The organism is Silvimonas sp., from assembly GCF_031291215.1.
GTDB lineage: Bacteria > Pseudomonadota > Gammaproteobacteria > Burkholderiales > Chitinibacteraceae > Silvimonas > Silvimonas soli.
On the sequence record NZ_JARLJK010000009.1, the window covers coordinates 143,478 to 161,761 of the forward strand.

18 protein-coding genes are annotated in these 18,284 nt (G+C 57.3%); 6 read left to right on the forward strand and 12 right to left on the reverse strand.

Translation table 11 applies throughout. The annotated features are described in order from the left end of the window. Nucleotides 1–2: 2 nt before the first annotated feature. On the reverse strand, nucleotides 3–1,091 hold the full coding sequence (locus P4L78_RS00895; protein ID WP_309326310.1) for an ABC transporter ATP-binding protein: 1,089 nt from the start codon (nucleotides 1,089–1,091) through the stop codon (nucleotides 3–5). A 310-nt stretch (nucleotides 1,092–1,401) separates the two neighbouring features. On the opposite strand from P4L78_RS00895, the gene P4L78_RS00900 reads away from it, so the two are divergent. Together P4L78_RS00900 and P4L78_RS00905 are read left to right on the forward strand one after the other, a co-directional pair. Continuing rightward, on the forward strand, nucleotides 1,402–2,724 hold the full coding sequence (locus P4L78_RS00900) for a deoxyguanosinetriphosphate triphosphohydrolase (protein WP_309326312.1): 1,323 nt from the start codon (nucleotides 1,402–1,404) through the stop codon (nucleotides 2,722–2,724). A 100-nt stretch (nucleotides 2,725–2,824) separates the two neighbouring features. After that, nucleotides 2,825–3,106: a hypothetical protein gene (locus tag P4L78_RS00905; RefSeq protein WP_283150831.1), complete on the forward strand. Its 282-nt coding sequence runs from the start codon at nucleotides 2,825–2,827 to the stop codon at nucleotides 3,104–3,106. Nucleotides 3,107–3,151: 45 nt separating this feature from the next. Here P4L78_RS00905 and P4L78_RS00910 read toward each other — a convergent pair whose 3' ends face one another. Both P4L78_RS00910 and P4L78_RS00915 read right to left on the reverse strand, forming a co-directional pair. Continuing rightward, complete coding sequence (locus tag P4L78_RS00910; RefSeq protein ID WP_283150830.1) at nucleotides 3,152–4,555, reverse strand: ATP-binding protein; 1,404 nt, start codon at nucleotides 4,553–4,555, stop codon at nucleotides 3,152–3,154. A 3-nt stretch (nucleotides 4,556–4,558) separates the two neighbouring features. Beyond that, complete coding sequence (locus tag P4L78_RS00915; RefSeq protein ID WP_283151411.1) at nucleotides 4,559–5,251, reverse strand: response regulator transcription factor; 693 nt, start codon at nucleotides 5,249–5,251, stop codon at nucleotides 4,559–4,561. Nucleotides 5,252–5,472: 221 nt separating this feature from the next. On the opposite strand from P4L78_RS00915, the gene P4L78_RS00920 reads away from it, so the two are divergent. Beyond that, nucleotides 5,473–5,817, forward strand: a complete 345-nt coding sequence (locus P4L78_RS00920) for a hypothetical protein (RefSeq protein ID WP_309326315.1) — start codon at nucleotides 5,473–5,475, stop codon at nucleotides 5,815–5,817. Between the two features lie 148 nt (nucleotides 5,818–5,965). Then, nucleotides 5,966–6,469: a Spy/CpxP family protein refolding chaperone gene (locus P4L78_RS00925; RefSeq protein ID WP_309326317.1), complete on the forward strand. Its 504-nt coding sequence runs from the start codon at nucleotides 5,966–5,968 to the stop codon at nucleotides 6,467–6,469. Nucleotides 6,470–6,551: 82 nt separating this feature from the next. Here the strand turns inward: P4L78_RS00925 and P4L78_RS00930 are convergent, their stop codons facing one another. The 9 genes from P4L78_RS00930 to P4L78_RS00970 all read right to left on the reverse strand — a co-directional run bounded on the left by P4L78_RS00930 (nucleotide 6,552) and on the right by P4L78_RS00970 (nucleotide 16,278). Next, nucleotides 6,552–7,280 carry an amino acid ABC transporter ATP-binding protein gene (locus P4L78_RS00930; RefSeq protein ID WP_309326319.1) on the reverse strand — a complete coding sequence of 243 codons (729 nt, stop codon included), beginning with the start codon at nucleotides 7,278–7,280 and terminating at the stop codon, nucleotides 6,552–6,554. Next, on the reverse strand, nucleotides 7,277–7,945 hold the full coding sequence (locus P4L78_RS00935; protein WP_283150826.1) for an amino acid ABC transporter permease: 669 nt from the start codon (nucleotides 7,943–7,945) through the stop codon (nucleotides 7,277–7,279). Before P4L78_RS00935 ends, P4L78_RS00930 begins: the two co-directional genes overlap by 4 nt. 1 nt (nucleotide 7,946) lies before the next feature. Next, nucleotides 7,947–8,693, reverse strand: a complete 747-nt coding sequence (locus tag P4L78_RS00940) for an amino acid ABC transporter permease (RefSeq protein WP_309326322.1) — start codon at nucleotides 8,691–8,693, stop codon at nucleotides 7,947–7,949. A 181-nt stretch (nucleotides 8,694–8,874) separates the two neighbouring features. Beyond that, nucleotides 8,875–9,777: a glutamate/aspartate ABC transporter substrate-binding protein gene (locus P4L78_RS00945; RefSeq protein WP_309326324.1), complete on the reverse strand. Its 903-nt coding sequence runs from the start codon at nucleotides 9,775–9,777 to the stop codon at nucleotides 8,875–8,877. A 215-nt stretch (nucleotides 9,778–9,992) separates the two neighbouring features. Next, on the reverse strand, nucleotides 9,993–10,733 hold the full coding sequence (locus P4L78_RS00950; RefSeq protein ID WP_309326375.1) for an amino acid ABC transporter ATP-binding protein: 741 nt from the start codon (nucleotides 10,731–10,733) through the stop codon (nucleotides 9,993–9,995). A gap of 165 nt (nucleotides 10,734–10,898) precedes the next feature. After that, nucleotides 10,899–11,705 (reverse strand): 16S rRNA (adenine(1518)-N(6)/adenine(1519)-N(6))-dimethyltransferase RsmA, encoded by an 807-nt coding sequence (gene rsmA / locus P4L78_RS00955; RefSeq protein ID WP_309326326.1) that lies wholly within the window; start codon nucleotides 11,703–11,705, stop codon nucleotides 10,899–10,901. Nucleotides 11,706–11,814: 109 nt separating this feature from the next. Further along, nucleotides 11,815–12,804: a 4-hydroxythreonine-4-phosphate dehydrogenase PdxA gene (pdxA, locus tag P4L78_RS00960; protein ID WP_309326328.1), complete on the reverse strand. Its 990-nt coding sequence runs from the start codon at nucleotides 12,802–12,804 to the stop codon at nucleotides 11,815–11,817. Nucleotides 12,805–12,838: 34 nt separating this feature from the next. Further along, complete coding sequence (locus tag P4L78_RS00965; RefSeq protein WP_309326331.1) at nucleotides 12,839–14,131, reverse strand: peptidylprolyl isomerase; 1,293 nt, start codon at nucleotides 14,129–14,131, stop codon at nucleotides 12,839–12,841. Nucleotides 14,132–14,139: 8 nt separating this feature from the next. Beyond that, entirely contained in the window at nucleotides 14,140–16,278 is a 2,139-nt protein-coding gene (locus P4L78_RS00970) for an LPS-assembly protein LptD (protein ID WP_283150820.1), read from the reverse strand. Between the two features lie 95 nt (nucleotides 16,279–16,373). On the opposite strand from P4L78_RS00970, the gene P4L78_RS00975 reads away from it, so the two are divergent. Beyond that, nucleotides 16,374–17,405: an aminoglycoside phosphotransferase family protein gene (locus P4L78_RS00975; protein WP_283150819.1), complete on the forward strand. Its 1,032-nt coding sequence runs from the start codon at nucleotides 16,374–16,376 to the stop codon at nucleotides 17,403–17,405. A 165-nt stretch (nucleotides 17,406–17,570) separates the two neighbouring features. Further along, nucleotides 17,571–18,260, forward strand: a complete 690-nt coding sequence (gene murU, locus P4L78_RS00980) for an N-acetylmuramate alpha-1-phosphate uridylyltransferase MurU (RefSeq protein ID WP_309326334.1) — start codon at nucleotides 17,571–17,573, stop codon at nucleotides 18,258–18,260. Nucleotides 18,261–18,284: the final 24 nt, after the last annotated feature.

The window sequence follows — 18,284 nt, forward strand, 5'->3', positions numbered from 1 at the left end:
CATCACGCCAGCAAGAAATGGCCAGCGTCGAAACGCCATGCCAGTTCTACCTGATCATTGTCATCAAAGAAGCGCGCGCGGCCCGATGCGGCGTTGGGCAGCATGGTCTCAATTTTCGTACCGTTTTCCAGTTCGACGATATACACAGTCACGTCGCCCAGATACAGGCAGTCATGCACTGTGCCTTTGAAGTGGACTTCGTCGGCCACGGCGGTGGGCAGGGTTGCGGCCAGTTTGATTTTCTCGGGACGCAGGGTGAGCGTGCCTTGCTGGCCGACGGTGGCTCCCGCAACGGGCAGCGCTTCGGCCATGCCGACGCCGGCAATCTCTACCTTCATGCGCTCTGGGCCAATTTCGCGAATGGTGGCATCCAGCAAATTGCACTGGCCGATAAAGTCAGCCACAAAGCGGCTCTTGGGATAGCTGTAGATGTTCTCGGGGGCGTCCAGTTGCTCCACCTGGCCCTGGCTCATGACTGCAATACGATGCGACAGCGCCAGTGCTTCGCCTTGATCGTGCGTCACGTAAATAAACGTGATGCCGACTTCCTTTTGCAGGTTGATCAGTTCCAGCTGCATTTGCTCGCGCAGCTTGGCGTCCAGCGCCGACAGCGGTTCATCCAGTAGCAGCACGCGTGGGCGGTTCACCAGGGCGCGGGCAATGGCTACGCGCTGGCGCTGGCCACCGGACAATTCATGTGGAAAACGCTGCGCAAACTGGCCCAGGCGCACGTCATCCAGCACTTCGGTTACACGGGCTTTGACCTGATCGGCCGGGATATTGGCCATCTTCAACGGGAAAGCCACGTTCTGCGCCACTGTCATATGCGGGAACAGGGCATAGCTCTGGAACACCGTATGTACCGGGCGTTTTTCTGGCGGAACGCCATTGAGTGGTTTGCCATCCAGCAGCAACTGACCTTCATCCGGCTCTTCAAAACCGGCCAGCATGCGCAGCAATGTGGTCTTGCCACAGCCCGATGGTCCGAGCAGGGTAAAGAACTCGCCTGCTTCAACACTCAGGCTCACGTGGTTGACGGCGGTGAAGTCGCCGAAGCGTTTGACCACGTCCCGAATTTCCAGCAGTGCCATTGATCTACCCCAGCAAAAAAACGGCGGCCATTTTAACTAAATTCCTGCTCCCCTGGGCGGCCGTTTTACCCGTAAAGACAAGCAATTGCGTGGGGGCGGTGTGGTTGACAGGGCATTGTCCCGGCGTCGGCCTCGGCACCGCAAGCCTGATGCAAGCATGTGTGGATCAAAATAGACAACGCTACGTCGCCAGGATGACGACTGATGAAGTGCCGCGCCAGGCTGGCCACGCGGTATGATGCCTTGCCGTTAGCGCTTGCCAGCGGCCCGTTTTTTGTTGCGTCAGTATAGTCACCGGATCGCCAAAATCATGATGGACTGGAATAGCTTGCTTAGTGCCGAACGTCTGGGCGCGCCGCGTAACGAAGCGCACGATGTCGAATCGTCGCGCAGCGACTTTCACAAAGATCACGACCGCATTGTGTTTTCGTCACCATTCCGGCGGCTTGGGCGCAAAACGCAGGTGCATCCGCTGACCGAAAACGATCACGTGCATACGCGGCTGACGCATTCGATTGAGGTTGGCTGCGTAGGCCGTAGCTTGGGTATTCTGGTGGGCGAAAAGTTGCAGGGCCGTTTGCCAGCACACATCACGCCCTATGATCTGGGTGCGATTATCCAGGCCGCTTGCCTGGCGCACGACATTGGCAATCCGCCGTTTGGCCATGCCGGTGAATACGCGATTCGCGACTGGTTTCGCCGCGATGAACATGCCTACCTGCTGCAAAACCTGACTGCTGACGAACGCCGTGACCTGCAAACCTTTGAAGGTAACGCGCAAGGCTTTCGGGTGGTTACGCAACTGGAGAATCATCGCTTTGAAGGCGGCATGCGCCTGACCTTTGCCACGCTGGGCGCTACGCTCAAATATCCGTGGACCAGCGAATACGCCGGTGAAAAGGGCAAGTTCAGCTGTTATCAATCTGAACATCTACTGCTGGAACAAGTGGCTTGCGAATTGGGATTGCCGCAACTGTCGCCAGGCAAATGGGGGCGGCACCCATTGTCGTATCTGATGGAAGCGGCTGACGATATTTGCTACGCCATTCTCGATCTGGAAGACGGTATCGAGATTGGCATGCTGCCGTACGAGATCGTTGAACCGATCTTGCTGAAAATCTGCGGCGGCGATCATGAATTGCTGCGGCTTGAAGTCGCAGCGGCGCCATCAACCCGTCGCAAGATTTCGTTGTTGCGCGGCAAGGCAGTTGGGCGCTGCGTGGCCGAGGTTGCGGAGGCGTTCTTGCGCCAGTATCCACGCTTGATGGAAGGCAGTTATCAGGGCGATTTGCTCAACGATTGCCCGGCCAGCGTGCGCCAGGGCATTGCCGAATCCAAACAACTGGCGCGAGACCGTATTTTCAACGCCCGGCGCAAGGTGGAAATTGAGGTTGGGTCGTTCACTTGCCTGGATATCCTGCTTGATGCATTCTGCAACGCCGCTTACCAGCTCAAAGTTTCGCCGGAATTGCCTTTCAGGATGAAGCGCATTCTGGACCTGATGGAATACAATGCGCCGCGCAAAGAGTGGCCGATTTACCAGACCTATCGGCGGGTGCTCGATTTTATCGGTGGAATGACCGACAACTACGCCACCTATCTGGCGCAACAAGTAGGCGGGATGGGCCGCTAATTTAACCGGTTTGCAATAACGGATTTGCAACAACAAATGGGCGCAGCCGGACACCGGTTTGCGCCCGCAGAAAAGAATATTCAGGAAGATGAAGCAAAAAATGAAGTGGTCGTTGGGATTGATGGCTTTGCCACTGCTGGCAGCGCTGAATGGTTGTGCCGTGGTATCAGTAGGAGCCGCTGCGGTGAACGTGGCCACTACGGCAACCGGTATTGCCTGGGATGTGGGCAAGGCGGGTGTCGAAGGCACCGCCGCAGTCGGCGGCTGGGCTTACGACAAGGCCACAGCGCCTTCAGCCACACCTGCTCCTGTGCAACACGCCGGGCTAACCGCCGCCCCGACAACGGCTACCGCGCAGGTCCAGACACAGCCACTGCAATAAAGAATGCGCGTGATGGATTCGTCCCGCAGCCGGAACGAATCCACGCTACGCCGCCTCGGTCAGCCCTGACATCAACGGCAACCGGATAGAGATCATCAGCCCGCCCTGGGCACGGTTGGTGGCCTTGATGGTGCCGCCGTGAGCTTGTACCGCACGCTGGGCAATCGCCAGCCCCAAACCATAGCCAGGTTGGCGGTTTTCACCATCCAGTTGCACAAACGGCTGGAACATCAATTCCAGTTGTTCTTCCGGCGCACCGGGGCCCTGATCGGTCACACTGATTTCCAGCGTTTTGCCGCCATCTGCCAGTTGTACATCCAGGTCTACGCGTTGCCCTGGCCGCGAATATTTGAGCGCATTGCGCACCACGTTTTCCACCGCCCGATACATCGGCTCGGCTCGGCCACTCAAAATGGCCTCCTGGTTAGCTAGCGCCGGGTCGATACCCAGACCGATCTGGATTCCGGCGTTTTCGGCTTCAAAGCGGGCATCGTCGACAATTGCATCCAGCAGTTCAATCATGTCGAAGTAGTGATCCGGGTCAGCCTGCCCAGCGGCTTCCAGCCGCGAGAGCGTAAGTAGCTCTCCCACCAACTCATCCAGGCGTTTCGATTCACGCTCGATCCGATCCAGGCTGGTCATCATGTTGTCGGGTTGTTTGCGGGCCAGACCTACCGCTACTTGCAGGCGCGCCAGCGGTGAGCGTAGCTCGTGCGACACGTCATGCAATAGCTGGCGCTGGGAGTGGACCAACTGTTTGAGGCGCTCGGCCATGCGGTCAAAGTCGTGGCCCAAGTCGGCAATTTCGTCACGCCGTCGGCCCATGCGCGGAGCGATACGCTCATCCAGATCGCCATTGGCAACTCGATCAAACGCGCGTTGCAACAGCCGGATAGGGCGGGTGAGGTACCACGCCAGCAGGGCGCTGAAAATCAGGCTACCAAATGCACCCAGCCACAGCATTTGCGGCGGCAACCATTGTCGTTGTGGCGTGCGCCGGACCATGTTTTCGTCAAACACGGCAAACACCAGCAGATGTTGCTGCTGCGGCGTCACCACCTGGATTACGCTGGGCGTGCTTTGATCGGGTTCGCCAGCGCTGGCGGGTCTGTTGTTGTGGACATACTGGCGCGCCATGCTGAGCGCATTGGCGGGAACCGGGCGGCCCAGCGCGTCTTTGTCGTCGTCGCCCACTGCCAGGATATTGGTCTTGGCAAAGCGCGGCCAGTAAGCGGAGACCTCGGTTAACGCATTGACGCCGCCATAGCGCAGCACGCTGGCGGCCGAAGTGGTCAGGACCGACAACCGCGGATTGGTGGCCAGTGCGTCCTGCACCACGGCGCGTTGTTCATCGTAAATGGCAAAAACGGCGGCCACACCAAAGAACACGCAAATCAGCGTGAGCCAGAAGCCGATCAGAATCTTCCAGAATAAACGTCCTTTAGGCATCGCTTACTCCGTCAGCCATTGATAACCAATGCCGCGCACGGTCTGGATGGGCGTGCGGCCATCGGCGTAATTGCCCAGCTTCTGGCGCAGGTTACTCATGTGGACGTCCACGCTGCGGTCATAGCGGGTAAATGGGCGGCCTAGCGCTTGCTCGCACAATTCGTTCTTGTTGAGCACTTTGCCTTGTGCCCGCAACAGCATCTCTAACAGGTTGAATTCGGAGCTGGTCAGATCAAGCGGCTCGCCGTTCCATTCGGCCCGCCGATATGCCGGATTCAGTTGTAACGGGCCGGAAACCAGTGGCACGACCGGATCGTCTTCTGTGGTTTCGGTATTGCCGGTGCGGCGCAAGATGGCGCGCAGGCGAGCCACCAGTTCACGCGGCTGGCAGGGTTTGGGCACGTAATCATCGGCACCCAGTTCCAGCCCGATAATGCGGTCAATGTCATCGCCCTTGGCGGTCAGCATGATCACCGGAATGCGGCTTTTCTCGCGGATTTGCCGCAGCGTTTCAATTCCGCCCATGCGCGGCATCATGACATCCAGCACCATGATCCCGTACTTGCCCGACAATGCGGCGGCAACGCCCGCTTCGCCATCGTGCACGGCATCGGCCTCATAGCCTTCGGTGCCGAGGTATTCAGCCAGCATGGCGCAGAGTTCGGTGTCGTCATCCACCAGCAGAATTCGCATGATGCTTCCTTTGCTTATATTCATTTTCGCGTGATCCGGTTCACATCTTCGCTGATTTAGCGGGGATTAACCAAGTAAAGGGCGGTTGCTTTACGCAATCTTTGCACTTCGATAACCCACCTTTACCAAAGGGCCGAGCATAGTGGAATCACGCCAAACGACCAAGGCAACGCAGTACAGCGCCAGGTTGTTTGTCCTGTAAAACCACTTTTCTGGAGATCACCATGTTGAAGATCAAATACCTGATTGGCATCGCCGCCGCCGCAATCGGTCTGAGCGCCGGTTCCGCCATGGCCAGCCCGCACGTATCGGTCAGTATCGGACTGGGGCTGCCTGTAGCCGTAGCGCCGGTGGTGGTAGCCCCCGCCCCGGTTTACTACGCACCTCGCCCGGTGGTAGCCCCGGTCTATTACGTTCCGCCACGTCCGGTTTATCGCCCGTATGTTGTGCAACCGCGCCCGGTTTATTACCGTCCGGCTCCTCCGGCACATTGGGGTGGTCGCCCGGATCACGGTGACTGGCACGACGGTCGTGGTGACCACGGCAATCGTCCGCAATGGCGTGATTGATACCGCTGGCAATGCCCTGATACGAAACTTTACTTTGTCTTTTCAATCGATTAACACCGCTTAACACAGGGTCACCGGATAATGTAACCATCGCCGGTTGACCCCGCCGGAACCCGATAACCACAAGTCATATGCAAAGGAGTGAACCATGTTCAAGACTCGAAACCTGATTGCCGCCGTTGTCGCTACCGTTGCGATGGGCACGCTGGTCACCAGCGCATTTGCTGACGATGCACCGACTCAGCCGCCAGCAGAGCACATGCACAAGGGCCCGCACGGCCCGCATGATGGCTGGATGATGTTCAAAGACCTGAATCTGACCGACGCCCAGAAAGCGCAGATCAAGCAACTGATGCAAGCCAACCGCTCGGCCATGCAGCAACAAATGCAAGGTATGAAGGCCAGCCATGATCAGGAGCAGGCGCTGCTGTTCTCCAGCGATTACAGCGATGCCAAGGCAGATCAACTGGCCCAGGCCGATGCGCAGCAAATGGTGGCCGGTCGCGCGGCACGGCTGAAGTTCCAGCATCAGTTGTATGCCGTGCTGACGCCAGCCCAGCAGCAGCAACTGCAAGCCAAGATGAAAGAGCGTGAAGCCAAGTGGGCGCAGCATCGCGCTGACCACGCCAAACCGGGCGACGCTCAGCAGTAATGTATTGGTGTGATTGTGTTGGGTAAATAAAAAGCCACGACTGAAGTCGTGGCTTTTTCTATGTGGCCGATGCTGCGGCGTATCAGTGCTGCAGAATCTTCGACAAAAACGCCTGCGCCCGTTCCGAACGCGGGCTGCCAAAGAACTCTTCTTTTTTGGCATCTTCAATGATCTGGCCACGATCCATAAAGATGACGCGATTTGCCACTTTCTTGGCAAAGCCCATTTCGTGGGTCACGCACATCATGGTCATGCCTTCTTTGGCCAGTTCGACCATCACATCCAGCACTTCGTTGATCATTTCCGGATCAAGCGCGGAGGTTGGCTCGTCAAACAGCATGGCGATCGGGTCCATGGCCAGCGCGCGCGCAATGGCCACACGCTGTTGCTGACCGCCAGACAACTGGCCCGGGTGCTTGGCGGCTTGCGCTTTCAGGCCGACGCGATCCAGCAGTTTCATGCCTTTTTCCAGTGCTTCGTCTTTGCCGCGGCCGAGTACCTTCATCTGCGCAATGGTCAGGTTGTCGGCAATGGTCAGATGCGGAAACAGTTCAAAGTTCTGGAACACCATGCCGATACGGCTGCGCAGCTTGGGCAGATTGGTTTTGGCATCGCCTACCGAGGTGCCTTCCACCGTGATGGTGCCTTGCTGGAATGGCTCCAGCCCGTTAACGCACTTGATCAGCGTGGATTTACCCGAGCCCGAGGGCCCGCACACCACCACCACTTCGCCTTTCTCAACCTGCGTGGTGCAATCGGTCAGCACCTGGAATTCGCCATACCACTTGCTGATGTTGTTGATGGAAATCATACGGTCATCCTTTTTTGCAGATGCTTCACCAGGCGGGAGGCACCGAAGCTGATCACGAAATACACCACACCGGCCAGCAGGATGTACTGCTGCAATTCACCCGTGATGTTGCCTTTGGAGTAGGCGACGTTAAAGAAGTCGAGCACACCGACCGCGTAGACCAGCGATGTATCCTGAAACAGGATGATCGACTGTTGCAGCAGCAGCGGCGTCATTTTGCGAAACGCTTGCGGCAGCACCACCAGACGCATGGCCTGGCCGTAGGGCATGCCCAGCGCATAGGCAGCGTTGATCTGGCCGCGCGAAACCGCCTGAATGCCGGCCCGCACGATCTCGGCGTAATACGCGGCCTCGAACATGGTGAACGCCACGAGGCAAGACACAAAAGCGCCGATAGGGTGGTTGGCGCCAGTGACCCAGCCAATGATCAGCGGCACGGCAAAGTAGAACCACGAGATCACCATCAGCAATGGGATCGAACGGAAGTAAGTAACGTAGAACCCGCCCAGCGAACTGAGAAACTTGTTGCTCGACAGTCGCGCCAGCGCCAGCAGTGTACCCAGCACCATGCCGCCGACAACTGCCATCAGCAACATCTGCAGTGTGATTTTCATGCCGTCCCACAAGCCGGGCAGCGATCCGGAAAGATCAGAAAAATGCAGCATGTTATTTGCCTCCCAGCGCAATCAGGCCCGGTACACGCAGGCGTTTTTCCACCCAGCGCATGAACAGCATCAGTCCGATGTTCACCACAAAGTAGATCAAGGTGCCGACGGTATAGGCTTCAAACTGGTTGGCGGTAAAGTCCACCGTCTGCTTGGTTTGCGCCAGCAGTTCCGGCAAAGCCACCAATGACGCCACTGACGAGTTCTTGATGATGTTCAGAAACTCGGAGGTCAATGGCGGAATGATGATGCGAAACGCCTGTGGCACCACCACATTGCGATACACCTGCGGCAGGCTCAGCCCAAGCGCCAGTGCTGCATTGGTCTGGCCCTTGGGCAGTGCTTGAATGCCGGTACGCACTTGCTCGCAGACCCGCGCCGCCGTGAACAGGCCCAGACACACGGTGACCGTGATAAAGGCGTTCATGATGGGCGAGATATCTTGCTTGAGCCAGTTGCCCATGCTCTCGGGCAGCCAATCCGGTATGACGTAGTACCAGATAAACAATTGCACCAGCAATGGCACGTTGCGGAACAAGTCGACGTAAGCGCCGGCAATGCGCGGCAATATTTTGCCCGGCAAAGTGCGCATTACGCCCAGGACGGTGCCCAGCACCAGCGCGATAATCCAGGCTGCCAGCGCCAGACCCAGGGTCATCTCCAAACCGGCAATAAACCAGTTCAGATAGATTTCCGAGCCTACCCCGGTGGGCTTGAAAAACACGCCCCAATCCCAGTGGTAATTCATGTTATTCCCCCTGACAGCAGCAATGGCAAAGCACAAGCCAGCATGGCGCCCAAGATCAACTCCGGCGGGCGTGGCATAGCTCTTGTGGTACCCGGGGTGAGCGGGTACTTGCTGTGTGTGTTGGTTTCTTTATGACAAAAAAGGGGGCGCTTTGCCCCCTTTTGTTCGGGACGACCGCGGTTTACATCTGTTCCGCAGATTTATCCGTCGGATTGGCGATCAGTTGCTTGAGCTCGTCGCTCATCGGGAAATTCAGGTTCAGATTCTTTGGTGGAATCGGTTGCTGGAACCACTTGGTGTACATCTTGTTAACTTCACCGGATTTGAAGGTGGCTTTGATTGCATCGTCCACAACCTTCTTGAACTGCGGATCTTCCTTGCGCATCGAGCAACCGTAGATTTCGTACGATTGCGATTTGCCGGTAATGGTCCAGTCGCCCGGGCTCTTGGCCTTGGCCATTTCACCGGCCAGCAAAGCGTCATCCATCATGAAGGCAACAGCGCGACCCGATTCAAGCATCAGGAAAGACTCGCCGTGATCCTTGGCGCTGATGATGTTCATGTTCATTTTCTTGTCGGCGTTCATGGCCTTGATCAGGCGCTCGGACGTTGTGCCGGCAGTGGTCACCACGTTCTTGCCTGCCAGGTCAGAGAAGTCCTTGATGCCGGATTTCTTGTTGGTCAGCAAACGGGTGCCGATTTCAAAAATGCCCACCGAGAAAGCCACTTGCTTCTGGCGCTCGACGTTGTTGGTGGTGGAGCCACATTCAAAGTCGACGGTGCCATTAGTGACCAGCGGAATACGAGTCTGCGAGGTCACCAGGTTGTAGCGCACATTCAGGTTGGGCATGTTCAGCGTCTTTTTGACGTTGTCCACAATCTTGCCTGCCAGATCCATCGAGTAGCCGATCGGCTTTTGCTGGTTGTCGTAATAAGCAAACGGAATGGACGAATCACGCACGCCCACTACGATTTCACCACTTTCCTTCACCTTTTTAAGGGTGCCGGTCAGTTCTTCGGCGTGGGCGGCGGTCATGCTACAGAGGGCGGCAAGAGCCAGTGCGGCGGGCACAAGTTTGAACATTTTATTCTCCACGAGCTGTGATGGGCATGACGGCAGTATAGGGATGCAGCGTTTCAAACGCCCTTAGTGATATCCCTGAATTGCCGGGGTTGTTCAAAGCAGTTTCAGATTCAGTTTCATGCTGTCTGAATAATGACGCAAGTTGCGGATTTTACTAATAAAAAACAAAGGGGCCGACATTTTTGCCGGCCCCGTCGGGGTGCGTTTGATGCACCTTAACCGTGCATTGGCGCCAGAATCTGCCGCAAAAACTGCCGGGTCCGCTCATGCTGCGGATGATGGAAGAACTCTTCTGGTGCAGCTTCTTCCAGCATTTCGCCGTGATCCAGAAAAATAACGCGGTCGGCTACTTCACGGGCAAAGCCCATTTCATGGGTTACCACCATCATGGTCATGCCCGTACCGGCCAGACCCTGCATTACTTTTAGCACTTCGCCGATCATTTCCGGGTCTAGCGCCGAAGTTGGCTCATCGAACAACATGACTTTGGGTTGCATGGCCAGGCCGCGCGCAATGGCGACGCGTTGTTGCTGGCCACCCGACAACTGGGCCGGATAAGCATCGCGTTTGTGCGCCAGACCAACGCGCTCCAGCAGTTCCATGGCGCGTGCGTTGGCATCAATCAGGCTCATCTTGCGTACGCGAATCGGCGCGAGCGTGATGTTTTCCAGCACCGATAAATGCGGGTAAAGATTGAAGTGCTGAAAGACAAAACCAACCTCTTCGCGCAGGCGATTGATATTGGTTTTCGGGTTGTTGGCCTGGATGCCATCGACCCAGATTTCGCCATCGTTAATGGCTTCGAGCTGGTTGATAGTGCGAATCAACGTGGATTTGCCCGAACCGGACGGCCCGCACACCACCACAACCTCGCCGGTTTTGACTTCAAGGCTGATGTTTTTGAGCACATGGTGCTCACGGCCATACCATTTATTGACCTGATTGAAGCGGATCATGGCGGCGGTTTCTGCGTTCATTGCGTATGCCCGATGGGGTTGGTTTGGCCCCTGCCAGTGGGGCCAGAGCGATGAGTTCTGGCACAGCGAATGGCGGGGACGCTTACAGGATGTGCTGCACCGAATTTACGGTAATTCGCAAAATTTGACCACGGCAAGTTGTGCTTATCCGCCAATGGCCCGCTTCTGCGCAAACATCCAGTTGGCCAGCCGCACGTACTGTTCGACCGTGATCTGTTCCGGACGCATGCCCGCATCAATATCCACGCCTGCCAGTTCGGCATCGTCCACCACGCCCCGCAAGTTGTTGCGCAGGGTTTTGCGGCGGGCAGCGAAAGACTTGAGCACCAGTTTTTCCAGTGTCGGCATATCGTCCACCGGCCACGGCGGCGTTGGCCACGGGATCAGCCGGATGACAGCCGAATCAACCTTGGGCGGCGGATAGAATGCGCCCGGCGGCACATCCAGCATGTGTTCGGTAGCAAAACGCACCTGCAACATGATCGACAACCGTCCGTAATCGGCCGTACCCGGTTCAGCGGCGATGCGGTCAACCACTTCTTTTTGCAACATGAAATGCATGTCGGCAATAGACGAGCCGAACTCCGCCAGATGGAACAACAGCGGGGTCGAGATGTTGTACGGCAGATTGCCCGCCAGCCGGATGCGGCTGCCCGGCGCAATGTGTGCGGCCAGCGCGCCGAAATCAAACTTGAGGGCATCTTCGTTATGAATGGTCAGTTGTTCCGGTTTGAAGCGCTGCACCAGGTGGGTGACGATATCGCGGTCGATCTCCACTACGTGCAGATGCCCAACCCGCGTCATTAGCGGCTCGGTCAGCGCAGCCAGACCTGGCCCGATTTCGACCAGCGGCTCGCCCGGTTGCGGGTTGATGCAGGCAACGATGTCGTAAATCACGCCCTGGTCTTGCAGGAAGTTCTGCCCAAAACGTTTGCGGGGAATGTGGCCCATGCGATGTGCTTTCTGGATAACCAGTTCTAAAAATGGAAAATCGCCATGTCAGTGTTCAAGCACTGGCTGGCGATACTGTATAGGGTGCCGGGGCGGTTGATAATCGGGATTAACCGTGAGCGGCATTGGCCAGATTAATGGCCAGTTCTGTGGCAGCAATCAGGCTGCCCGCGTCGGCGCGCCCGGTGCCAGCCAGATCCAGCGCCGTACCATGATCGACCGACGTGCGAATGATCGGCAAGCCGAGCGTGACATTGATGCCCGCGCCAAAGCTGGCAAATTTGAGCACCGGCAAGCCTTGATCGTGGTACATCGCCAGAACCGCGTCACCGCGTTCCAGCTGCGCCGGATTAAACAGCGTGTCGGCGGGCAGCGGCCCGATCAGCGTCATGCCCTGTGCGCGCAGTTTATCCAGCGTCGGGATAATGACGTCAATTTCTTCCCGCCCGAGATGTCCGGATTCACCCGCGTGGGGGTTCAAACCCGCGACCAGAATGCGAGGATTGGCCAGACCAAACTTGTGTTTGAGATCCGAGTGCAGAATCTCTAGCGTTTCAGTCAGGCTGCCTTCGGTGATGGCGGCGGCCACATCTTTAAGTGGCAGGTGGGTGGTTGCCAACGCTACGCGCAAATTGGCGCCGGTCAGCATCATCACCACGCGCTGCGTGTGGGTGCGCTCGGCCAGGTATTCGGTGTGCCCGTAAAAGAACTTGCCGGGCTGGCTGGCCACGCCATCGTTGATCACGCTTTTGTGCAAAGGCGCGGTGACGACCGCCGCAAACTCGCCGGTCATGCAACCATCGGTGGCGATGTCGAGCATATCCAGTACGTACTGGGCGTTGGCGGTGTTCAACTGGCCTGCCACAGCGGGCTGAGCCAGCGGCACATGCAGTAGCGAGACAGCAGCCGTGGTATCTCGTTGGTAATCGGGCCACTCGGCTTTGCTGCCGCTGCACGCAGCGCGCTCACGCAGCAAAGCACGGTCGCCCAGCAGAACCAGTTGCGCTGGCAGAGCGGCATCCGCCAGCGCAGCCAGTAGCTCCGGGCCGATACCGGCCGGTTCGCCACTGGTGACTGCAATGCGGGGCAGAGCGCTCATGACTGGTCCTTGATGCGTTGCAACGCCGACTGGCTTATTCGTCTTTCAGGCGCAGATCAACGTACGCGGTATCACGCAACTGACGTGCCCAGCTTTCGTACTGGTCGTCGGCCTTGCGCTGGCGCAGTTCATTACGCACGCCAAAGCGCTCGCGATCTTGCGTCACGTCCTGCTGGCGGCGATCCAGCACCTGGATCAAGTGAAAACCAAACTGCGTTTGCACCGGCTGGCTGACGTCACCAATCTTCAGTGCGTCCATGGCATGTTCAAACTCAGGCACGGTTTCGCCCGGATTCATCCAGCCCAGATCGCCACCCTTGGCTGCGCTGCCGTCTTCCGAAAAGGCGCGAGCCATTTCTTCAAACTTGGTGCCATGCTCGATACGGTCACGAATCTGGATCAACTTGGCTTTGGCTTCAGCTTCGGAAACCAGTTCGCTCGGACGGATCAGAATGTGGCGCACGTGAGTTTGCTGAACCATTTGCTGGCTGTCTTGCTTGCGCACTTCCATCAGCTTGACCAGTTCAAAACCGGCCGGGCTGCGGATGATGTCGGTCAGCTGACCCGGCTGCATTTGCTGCAGCAGATCAACCATTTGCTGCGGCAAGCTGCCAGCAGCGTACCAACCCAGTTGACCACCTTCGGTTGCGTCTTTGGCGGTGGAGTACTGTGCCGCCACGGTACCGAAATCCTTGCCATCACTAATGGCCTGGCGAGCTGCCACAATCTTGGCGCGACGGGCTTGTACTTCATCCGGCGTGGCGTTTTCCGGCACTGCAACTTGCACGTGCGCCAGACGGTAATCCATCTGCTGCTTGTTGGCATTGAGCTTCAGGTATTCATCGACTTCGGCATCGGTCACGACCACGCGGTTGTCGACTTCACGCTGGCGCAAGCGCTGCAGGGTCATTTCAGTGCGGATCTGTTTGCGGAACTCAGGCCAGGTAATGCCCTGGCCGGTGAGCGCATCGCGAAATTGCGGCACGGTCATTTTGTTTTGCTTGGCCAGCGCAGTGGTGGCTTGATCCAGCTGCGCATCGTCCACTTTCAAGCCGGTAGATGCAGCGAACTGCAGTTGCACGTCTTCGTTGATCATGCGTTCGAGCACCTGACGTTGCAGCACGTCCATCGGTGGTTCGGCGATTTTCTGGGACTTGAGGTTCTGGCGGACCTGGGCGACGCGGGCCGCCAGTTCATTCGCGGTAATGACTTCGCGATTGACCACGGCCACGATGCGGTCGACAGTCTGGACGTCGGCGCCCTGAGACACTGGCGCCGCAATGGTGGTAACCAGGGCAGCGAGCGCAAAAATGGAACGGAGCTTCATAAAGTCGATCACTTGTTAGGGCTAAAGATATCGGTGTAGCCAGGAATGGCTGTGCGCAAGGCGCTAAGAGGATTTGTCCCCAAACCACCGAGTGCACCAAGTTGCAGCAGGAAGTAGAACGTGTTGCTGGTGCCACCGTCACTGGTTACGTAACGTTGGGCGGCAAGACGCAATGCCCAGCAGCCCGCATTGTATTCAACGCCGGCCAGTGTATCCAGAAAACGGTTGGTATCGGACGGGATCAGCGAATAATTCACATGGCCCACACCATACCAGCCGGCGCCCAGCGGCCATTGACCGGAGAAGTCCACTTGCTTGGTCAGCGGCGAGGTGTAGGTGCTATAGATGTAGCGCATGTTGAAGACCTTGGCGTCGTCCGGTCGCCAGGTCAGGTTGAATGCATTGTAAGAGGTGGTGCGATCCTGCAGGTTGTACTGGATTTCGTATGAAGCATTGAGCTTGCGCAGGACTTCGCCGCCCAGCGAAACCAGCAAATCGGACTTGCTGGTGTTCGGAATCGTGCTGCTATCCAGCGAAACTTGCGGGCTCTTGAAATAGAAACGCTGGCCGATGGTTGCATTCAGCCGTTCGATACCAGTGTCAGACTCAAACAGGCGCGAAGTTAGCGCGACGGTGATCTGGTTGGCATCGTTGATGCGGTCGTTACCGGTGTAGCGGTTTTCCGAGAACATCTGCGAATACGAGAAATCGGTCTGGGCCGAGTCAAAGTTAGGCAGGCCGGACTGATTGCGATACGGGATATACAAGTAATAAGCGCGCGGTTCCAGCGTTTGCGTATAGCTGTCGCCCTTGTAGTCCAGGTCGCGTTCAAACACCAGACCCGAATCCAGACTCATGATCGGCAACACGCGGCTTTCGCTGCCCTCGCTGTTGCCATTGGCCGCGGTCAGATTGTATTCAGTGGCATGCACGCCGATCTTTGGCGTGATAAAGCTGTACGACGTCAGGAACGGCACTGACACGCTGGGGTAAACCCAGGTGCGGTAGCCATTGGTTTCAGTCGGATGCGTGAAATTGGTGAATTCCGCCTGCACGTTTGTTTGTATGCGACCGTCCAGATAGGTCGGCGCAGTGTTAAACGTGATTTGCGGAGATAGCGCGTACGGAATCGCAATCGGATTGGTGACGCTTTGCAGTGTCTGGTAATGCAGCCAGTTCATCGAACTGGACCAGCCGTCGCCGGTGTAAGTCAGTACACCCTGGCGGGGCAGGCTGGTTTGCGAAGCGACAGCGGCGCGATCGCCAAAATCGTTGAAGTAGTTGTCGTCCGAGACCTTCTGGATATCCAGGGTCAAGTGCAAGCGGTCGGTCAGCGTCTGCGAATGCTTGAAAAAGATATCGTAGCGGGTCATGTCCGCTTCTTTGTCTTGCAGCACATCCCCACGGATCGAGCCAAAGTATGACGGCTCCAGATACCGGAATTCACCACCCATCATCAGCCCGCGATCGCTGAGGTAGCGCGGGTAAATGGTGGCGTCCATGTTCGGCGCGATGTTCCAGTAGAACGGAAGCGTCAGGTCCAGGCCGTTGCGGTTGTTCACCGCCAACGCTGGCACCAGGAAACCGGTCTGCCGGTTGTTATTGAGCGGGAAGTTCATCCACGGCATGTACAGAATGGGCACACCGTAGAAGTCGATCCAGGCGTTGGTGGCTTCGCCTTTTTCCACGTTGTAATCAAGCCACATATTCTTGGCGTTGAGATACCAGCTGTTATTGTCGACCGGGCAGGTCGTAAAGCGGCCTTGCTGGAAGTGATATTGCTTGTCACCTTCAAACAGCAAGGTCACCGCATTGCCGCGGCCAAGGCCTTGGGCGATCTGGTAATCCGGGTCAGTCAGCGTACCTGTTTTGCGATCCAGGAAATAATCCAGCTCGTGACCGGTCATCACGTCGCCTTCTTTTTCCAGCCGCACATTGTCACCAGCCAGCAAATGCTGGTTCGACTGGTCGTAGGTCGCCCAGTCGGCGTAGTAGTCTTCGACGCCTTTGGTCATGTGCACATTGCCAGTGGCTTTGGCGGTGTCGGGCTGCTGGCCTTCGATGTGATCGGCCTCAATCGAGACCGGCACATCTTCGGTTTGCGCCTCCTCGGCCGCGTGCGAAAGCGCGCTTATCAGCGCGAACATCAAAACTGTGCAACGAAAGGGAGGAGTGGCGAGCATGCGGGCCGGGGCGACGTGCTGATAGAATTGGCGGATTCTACCGCAATGCAGTGAGTCTCATGCAGCAAACCGTTCACATTCCCGCCCCAGGCAGCCCCGAGCGCGGCGATCAGATCAGGCAATGGCTGACTTCGGTCACCATTGCGCCACCCCAAACCCTGCAACCAGGCGGCTCCGACGCTAGTGTTCGCGTCTATTGGCGTGCGCAATGGCCCGATCGCAGCCTGATGGTGATGGACGCCGACCCACAGCAATTCAATGCGCAGCCATTTTTGGCAATCCAGCAACAGCTGTCCGCCGCCGGTGTACGTGTGCCACAGGTCATTGCGCACGATGCGCAACTTGGGCTGACGCTGCTGGAAGACCTGGGCGACGTGATGCTCTCGGAGTTACTGACCGATGAACGCACCGCCAAAGCCTGGTATCTGAAGGCGATTGATACCCTGGTCCACATCCAGAAAAACACCTCGGCCGAGCAGTTGCCAGCGTTTGATGGCGCATTTTTGCGTCGCGAAATGGAAATTGGCCGCGAGTGGTATCTGGGCAAACATCTGGGCGTCGAACTCAAAGACAAAGACCTGGCGACTTGGGAGCGTTCGATTGCCCTGATCGTGGCGCAATGCCTGGCGCAACCGACTGGCTTCATGTTGCGTGACTATCACTCGCGCAATCTGATGGTCAAAGACGACGAGTTGTACGTGATTGACTTCCAGGACGCTGTGAATGGTCCGCTGTGCTACGACGTAGTCAGCCTGTTCCGCGATGCCTACGTCGAGTGGGATGAAGCCTTTGCACTCGATCTGGTCATCCGCTACTGGGAAAAAGCGCGCTCCGCAGGTATTCCAGTCAACGACGATTTTGGCGACTTCTACCGTGCCTTCGAATGGCAAGGCTTGCAGCGTCATATCAAGGTACTGGGATTGTTTGCGCGCTTGCATCATCGCGATGGCAAAGACCGTTATCTGGCCGATATCCCACGTGTGCTGGGCTATATGCGCAAGGTTTGCCAGCGTTATTCGGAACTCACCGGCCTGTATCGCATTTTGCTGAATGCGCAGGGTGAGCAGGTCGAAAGCGGTTTTACCTTCTGACGAACTGAACGGCCGGGTGCGAAGGTGCAGCGTGCGTGTTTATGCGCGCCATTCGCGCCGGGCGCCGTCCGTTTTTTTGCTTCCTTTTAAAAAACGACGGTATTGAACGCGTTCGCACGTTAAAACGTGCAAACCCTACCTATTCCATTCTTCAGCGAGCAATCCATGCGAGCAATGATTCTGGCCGCCGGCCGTGGCGAACGCATGCGTCCGCTGACTGATACCTGCCCCAAGCCATTACTGGAAGTCGGCAGCAAGCCGCTGATCGTGTGGCATCTGGAAAAACTGGCCGCTGCGGGCATCCGTGAGGTGGTCATCAACCACGCATGGTTGGGACAACTGATTGAACAACGGCTGGGCGATGGCAGCGCTTGGGGTATGCGGATCAGTTATTCGCCAGAAACCACGGCGCTGGAAACCGCCGGTGGTATTGCCCATGCCTTGCCCTTGCTGGGTGATGCGCCGTTTCTGGTGATTAATGGCGATATCTTTACCGACTATGACTTCGCCCAGCTGGTTGCCGTGGCCCAGCGCATGCAGCAAGCGCCACAACAATTGGGACATCTGGTGCTGATGCCCAAAGCCAGCTACCCCACTGGTCGTGATCTGGCGATGGACGCCGATGGCTATGCCAAAGCCAGCGAGGCCGGCGACGAGCCGATGACCTACGCCGGGCTGGCGGTCTACACGCCGGCCTTTTTGCGCGATGTTCCAGCCAATAAACCATCGCCGTTGTTGCCGCATTTTCTGCGGGGGATGGCACAACGTCAGCTCACCGCAGAGCGCTTTACCGGGCAATGGCTGGATGTCGGGACTACTGAACGCCTGGCTGCAGCCAATCAGCTGGTGGCGTAACAAGCCAACTAATCGCATGCCTGC

What these genes read in the sequence shown, in the direction of transcription:
- P4L78_RS00920 (WP_309326315.1), top strand. Translation starts at nt 5,473, where the DNA reads ATGTTGAAGATCAAATACCTGATTGGCATCGCCGCCGCCGCAATCGGT.
- murU (WP_309326334.1), top strand. Translation starts at nt 17,571, where the DNA reads ATGCGAGCAATGATTCTGGCCGCCGGCCGTGGCGAACGCATGCGTCCG.
- P4L78_RS00910 (WP_283150830.1), bottom strand. Translation starts at nt 4,555, where the DNA reads ATGCCTAAAGGACGTTTATTCTGGAAGATTCTGATCGGCTTCTGGCTC.
- P4L78_RS00935 (WP_283150826.1), bottom strand. Translation starts at nt 7,945, where the DNA reads ATGCTGCATTTTTCTGATCTTTCCGGATCGCTGCCCGGCTTGTGGGAC.
- P4L78_RS00945 (WP_309326324.1), bottom strand. Translation starts at nt 9,777, where the DNA reads ATGTTCAAACTTGTGCCCGCCGCACTGGCTCTTGCCGCCCTCTGTAGC.
- P4L78_RS00975 (WP_283150819.1), top strand. Translation starts at nt 16,374, where the DNA reads ATGCAGCAAACCGTTCACATTCCCGCCCCAGGCAGCCCCGAGCGCGGC.
- P4L78_RS00925 (WP_309326317.1), top strand. Translation starts at nt 5,966, where the DNA reads ATGTTCAAGACTCGAAACCTGATTGCCGCCGTTGTCGCTACCGTTGCG.
- rsmA (WP_309326326.1), bottom strand. Translation starts at nt 11,705, where the DNA reads ATGGGCCACATTCCCCGCAAACGTTTTGGGCAGAACTTCCTGCAAGAC.
- P4L78_RS00950 (WP_309326375.1), bottom strand. Translation starts at nt 10,733, where the DNA reads ATGATCCGCTTCAATCAGGTCAATAAATGGTATGGCCGTGAGCACCAT.
- P4L78_RS00900 (WP_309326312.1), top strand. Translation starts at nt 1,402, where the DNA reads ATGATGGACTGGAATAGCTTGCTTAGTGCCGAACGTCTGGGCGCGCCG.
- pdxA (WP_309326328.1), bottom strand. Translation starts at nt 12,804, where the DNA reads ATGAGCGCTCTGCCCCGCATTGCAGTCACCAGTGGCGAACCGGCCGGT.
- P4L78_RS00940 (WP_309326322.1), bottom strand. Translation starts at nt 8,693, where the DNA reads ATGAATTACCACTGGGATTGGGGCGTGTTTTTCAAGCCCACCGGGGTA.
- P4L78_RS00930 (WP_309326319.1), bottom strand. Translation starts at nt 7,280, where the DNA reads ATGATTTCCATCAACAACATCAGCAAGTGGTATGGCGAATTCCAGGTG.
- P4L78_RS00905 (WP_283150831.1), top strand. Translation starts at nt 2,825, where the DNA reads ATGAAGTGGTCGTTGGGATTGATGGCTTTGCCACTGCTGGCAGCGCTG.
- P4L78_RS00895 (WP_309326310.1), bottom strand. Translation starts at nt 1,091, where the DNA reads ATGGCACTGCTGGAAATTCGGGACGTGGTCAAACGCTTCGGCGACTTC.
- P4L78_RS00970 (WP_283150820.1), bottom strand. Translation starts at nt 16,278, where the DNA reads ATGTTCGCGCTGATAAGCGCGCTTTCGCACGCGGCCGAGGAGGCGCAA.
- P4L78_RS00965 (WP_309326331.1), bottom strand. Translation starts at nt 14,131, where the DNA reads ATGAAGCTCCGTTCCATTTTTGCGCTCGCTGCCCTGGTTACCACCATT.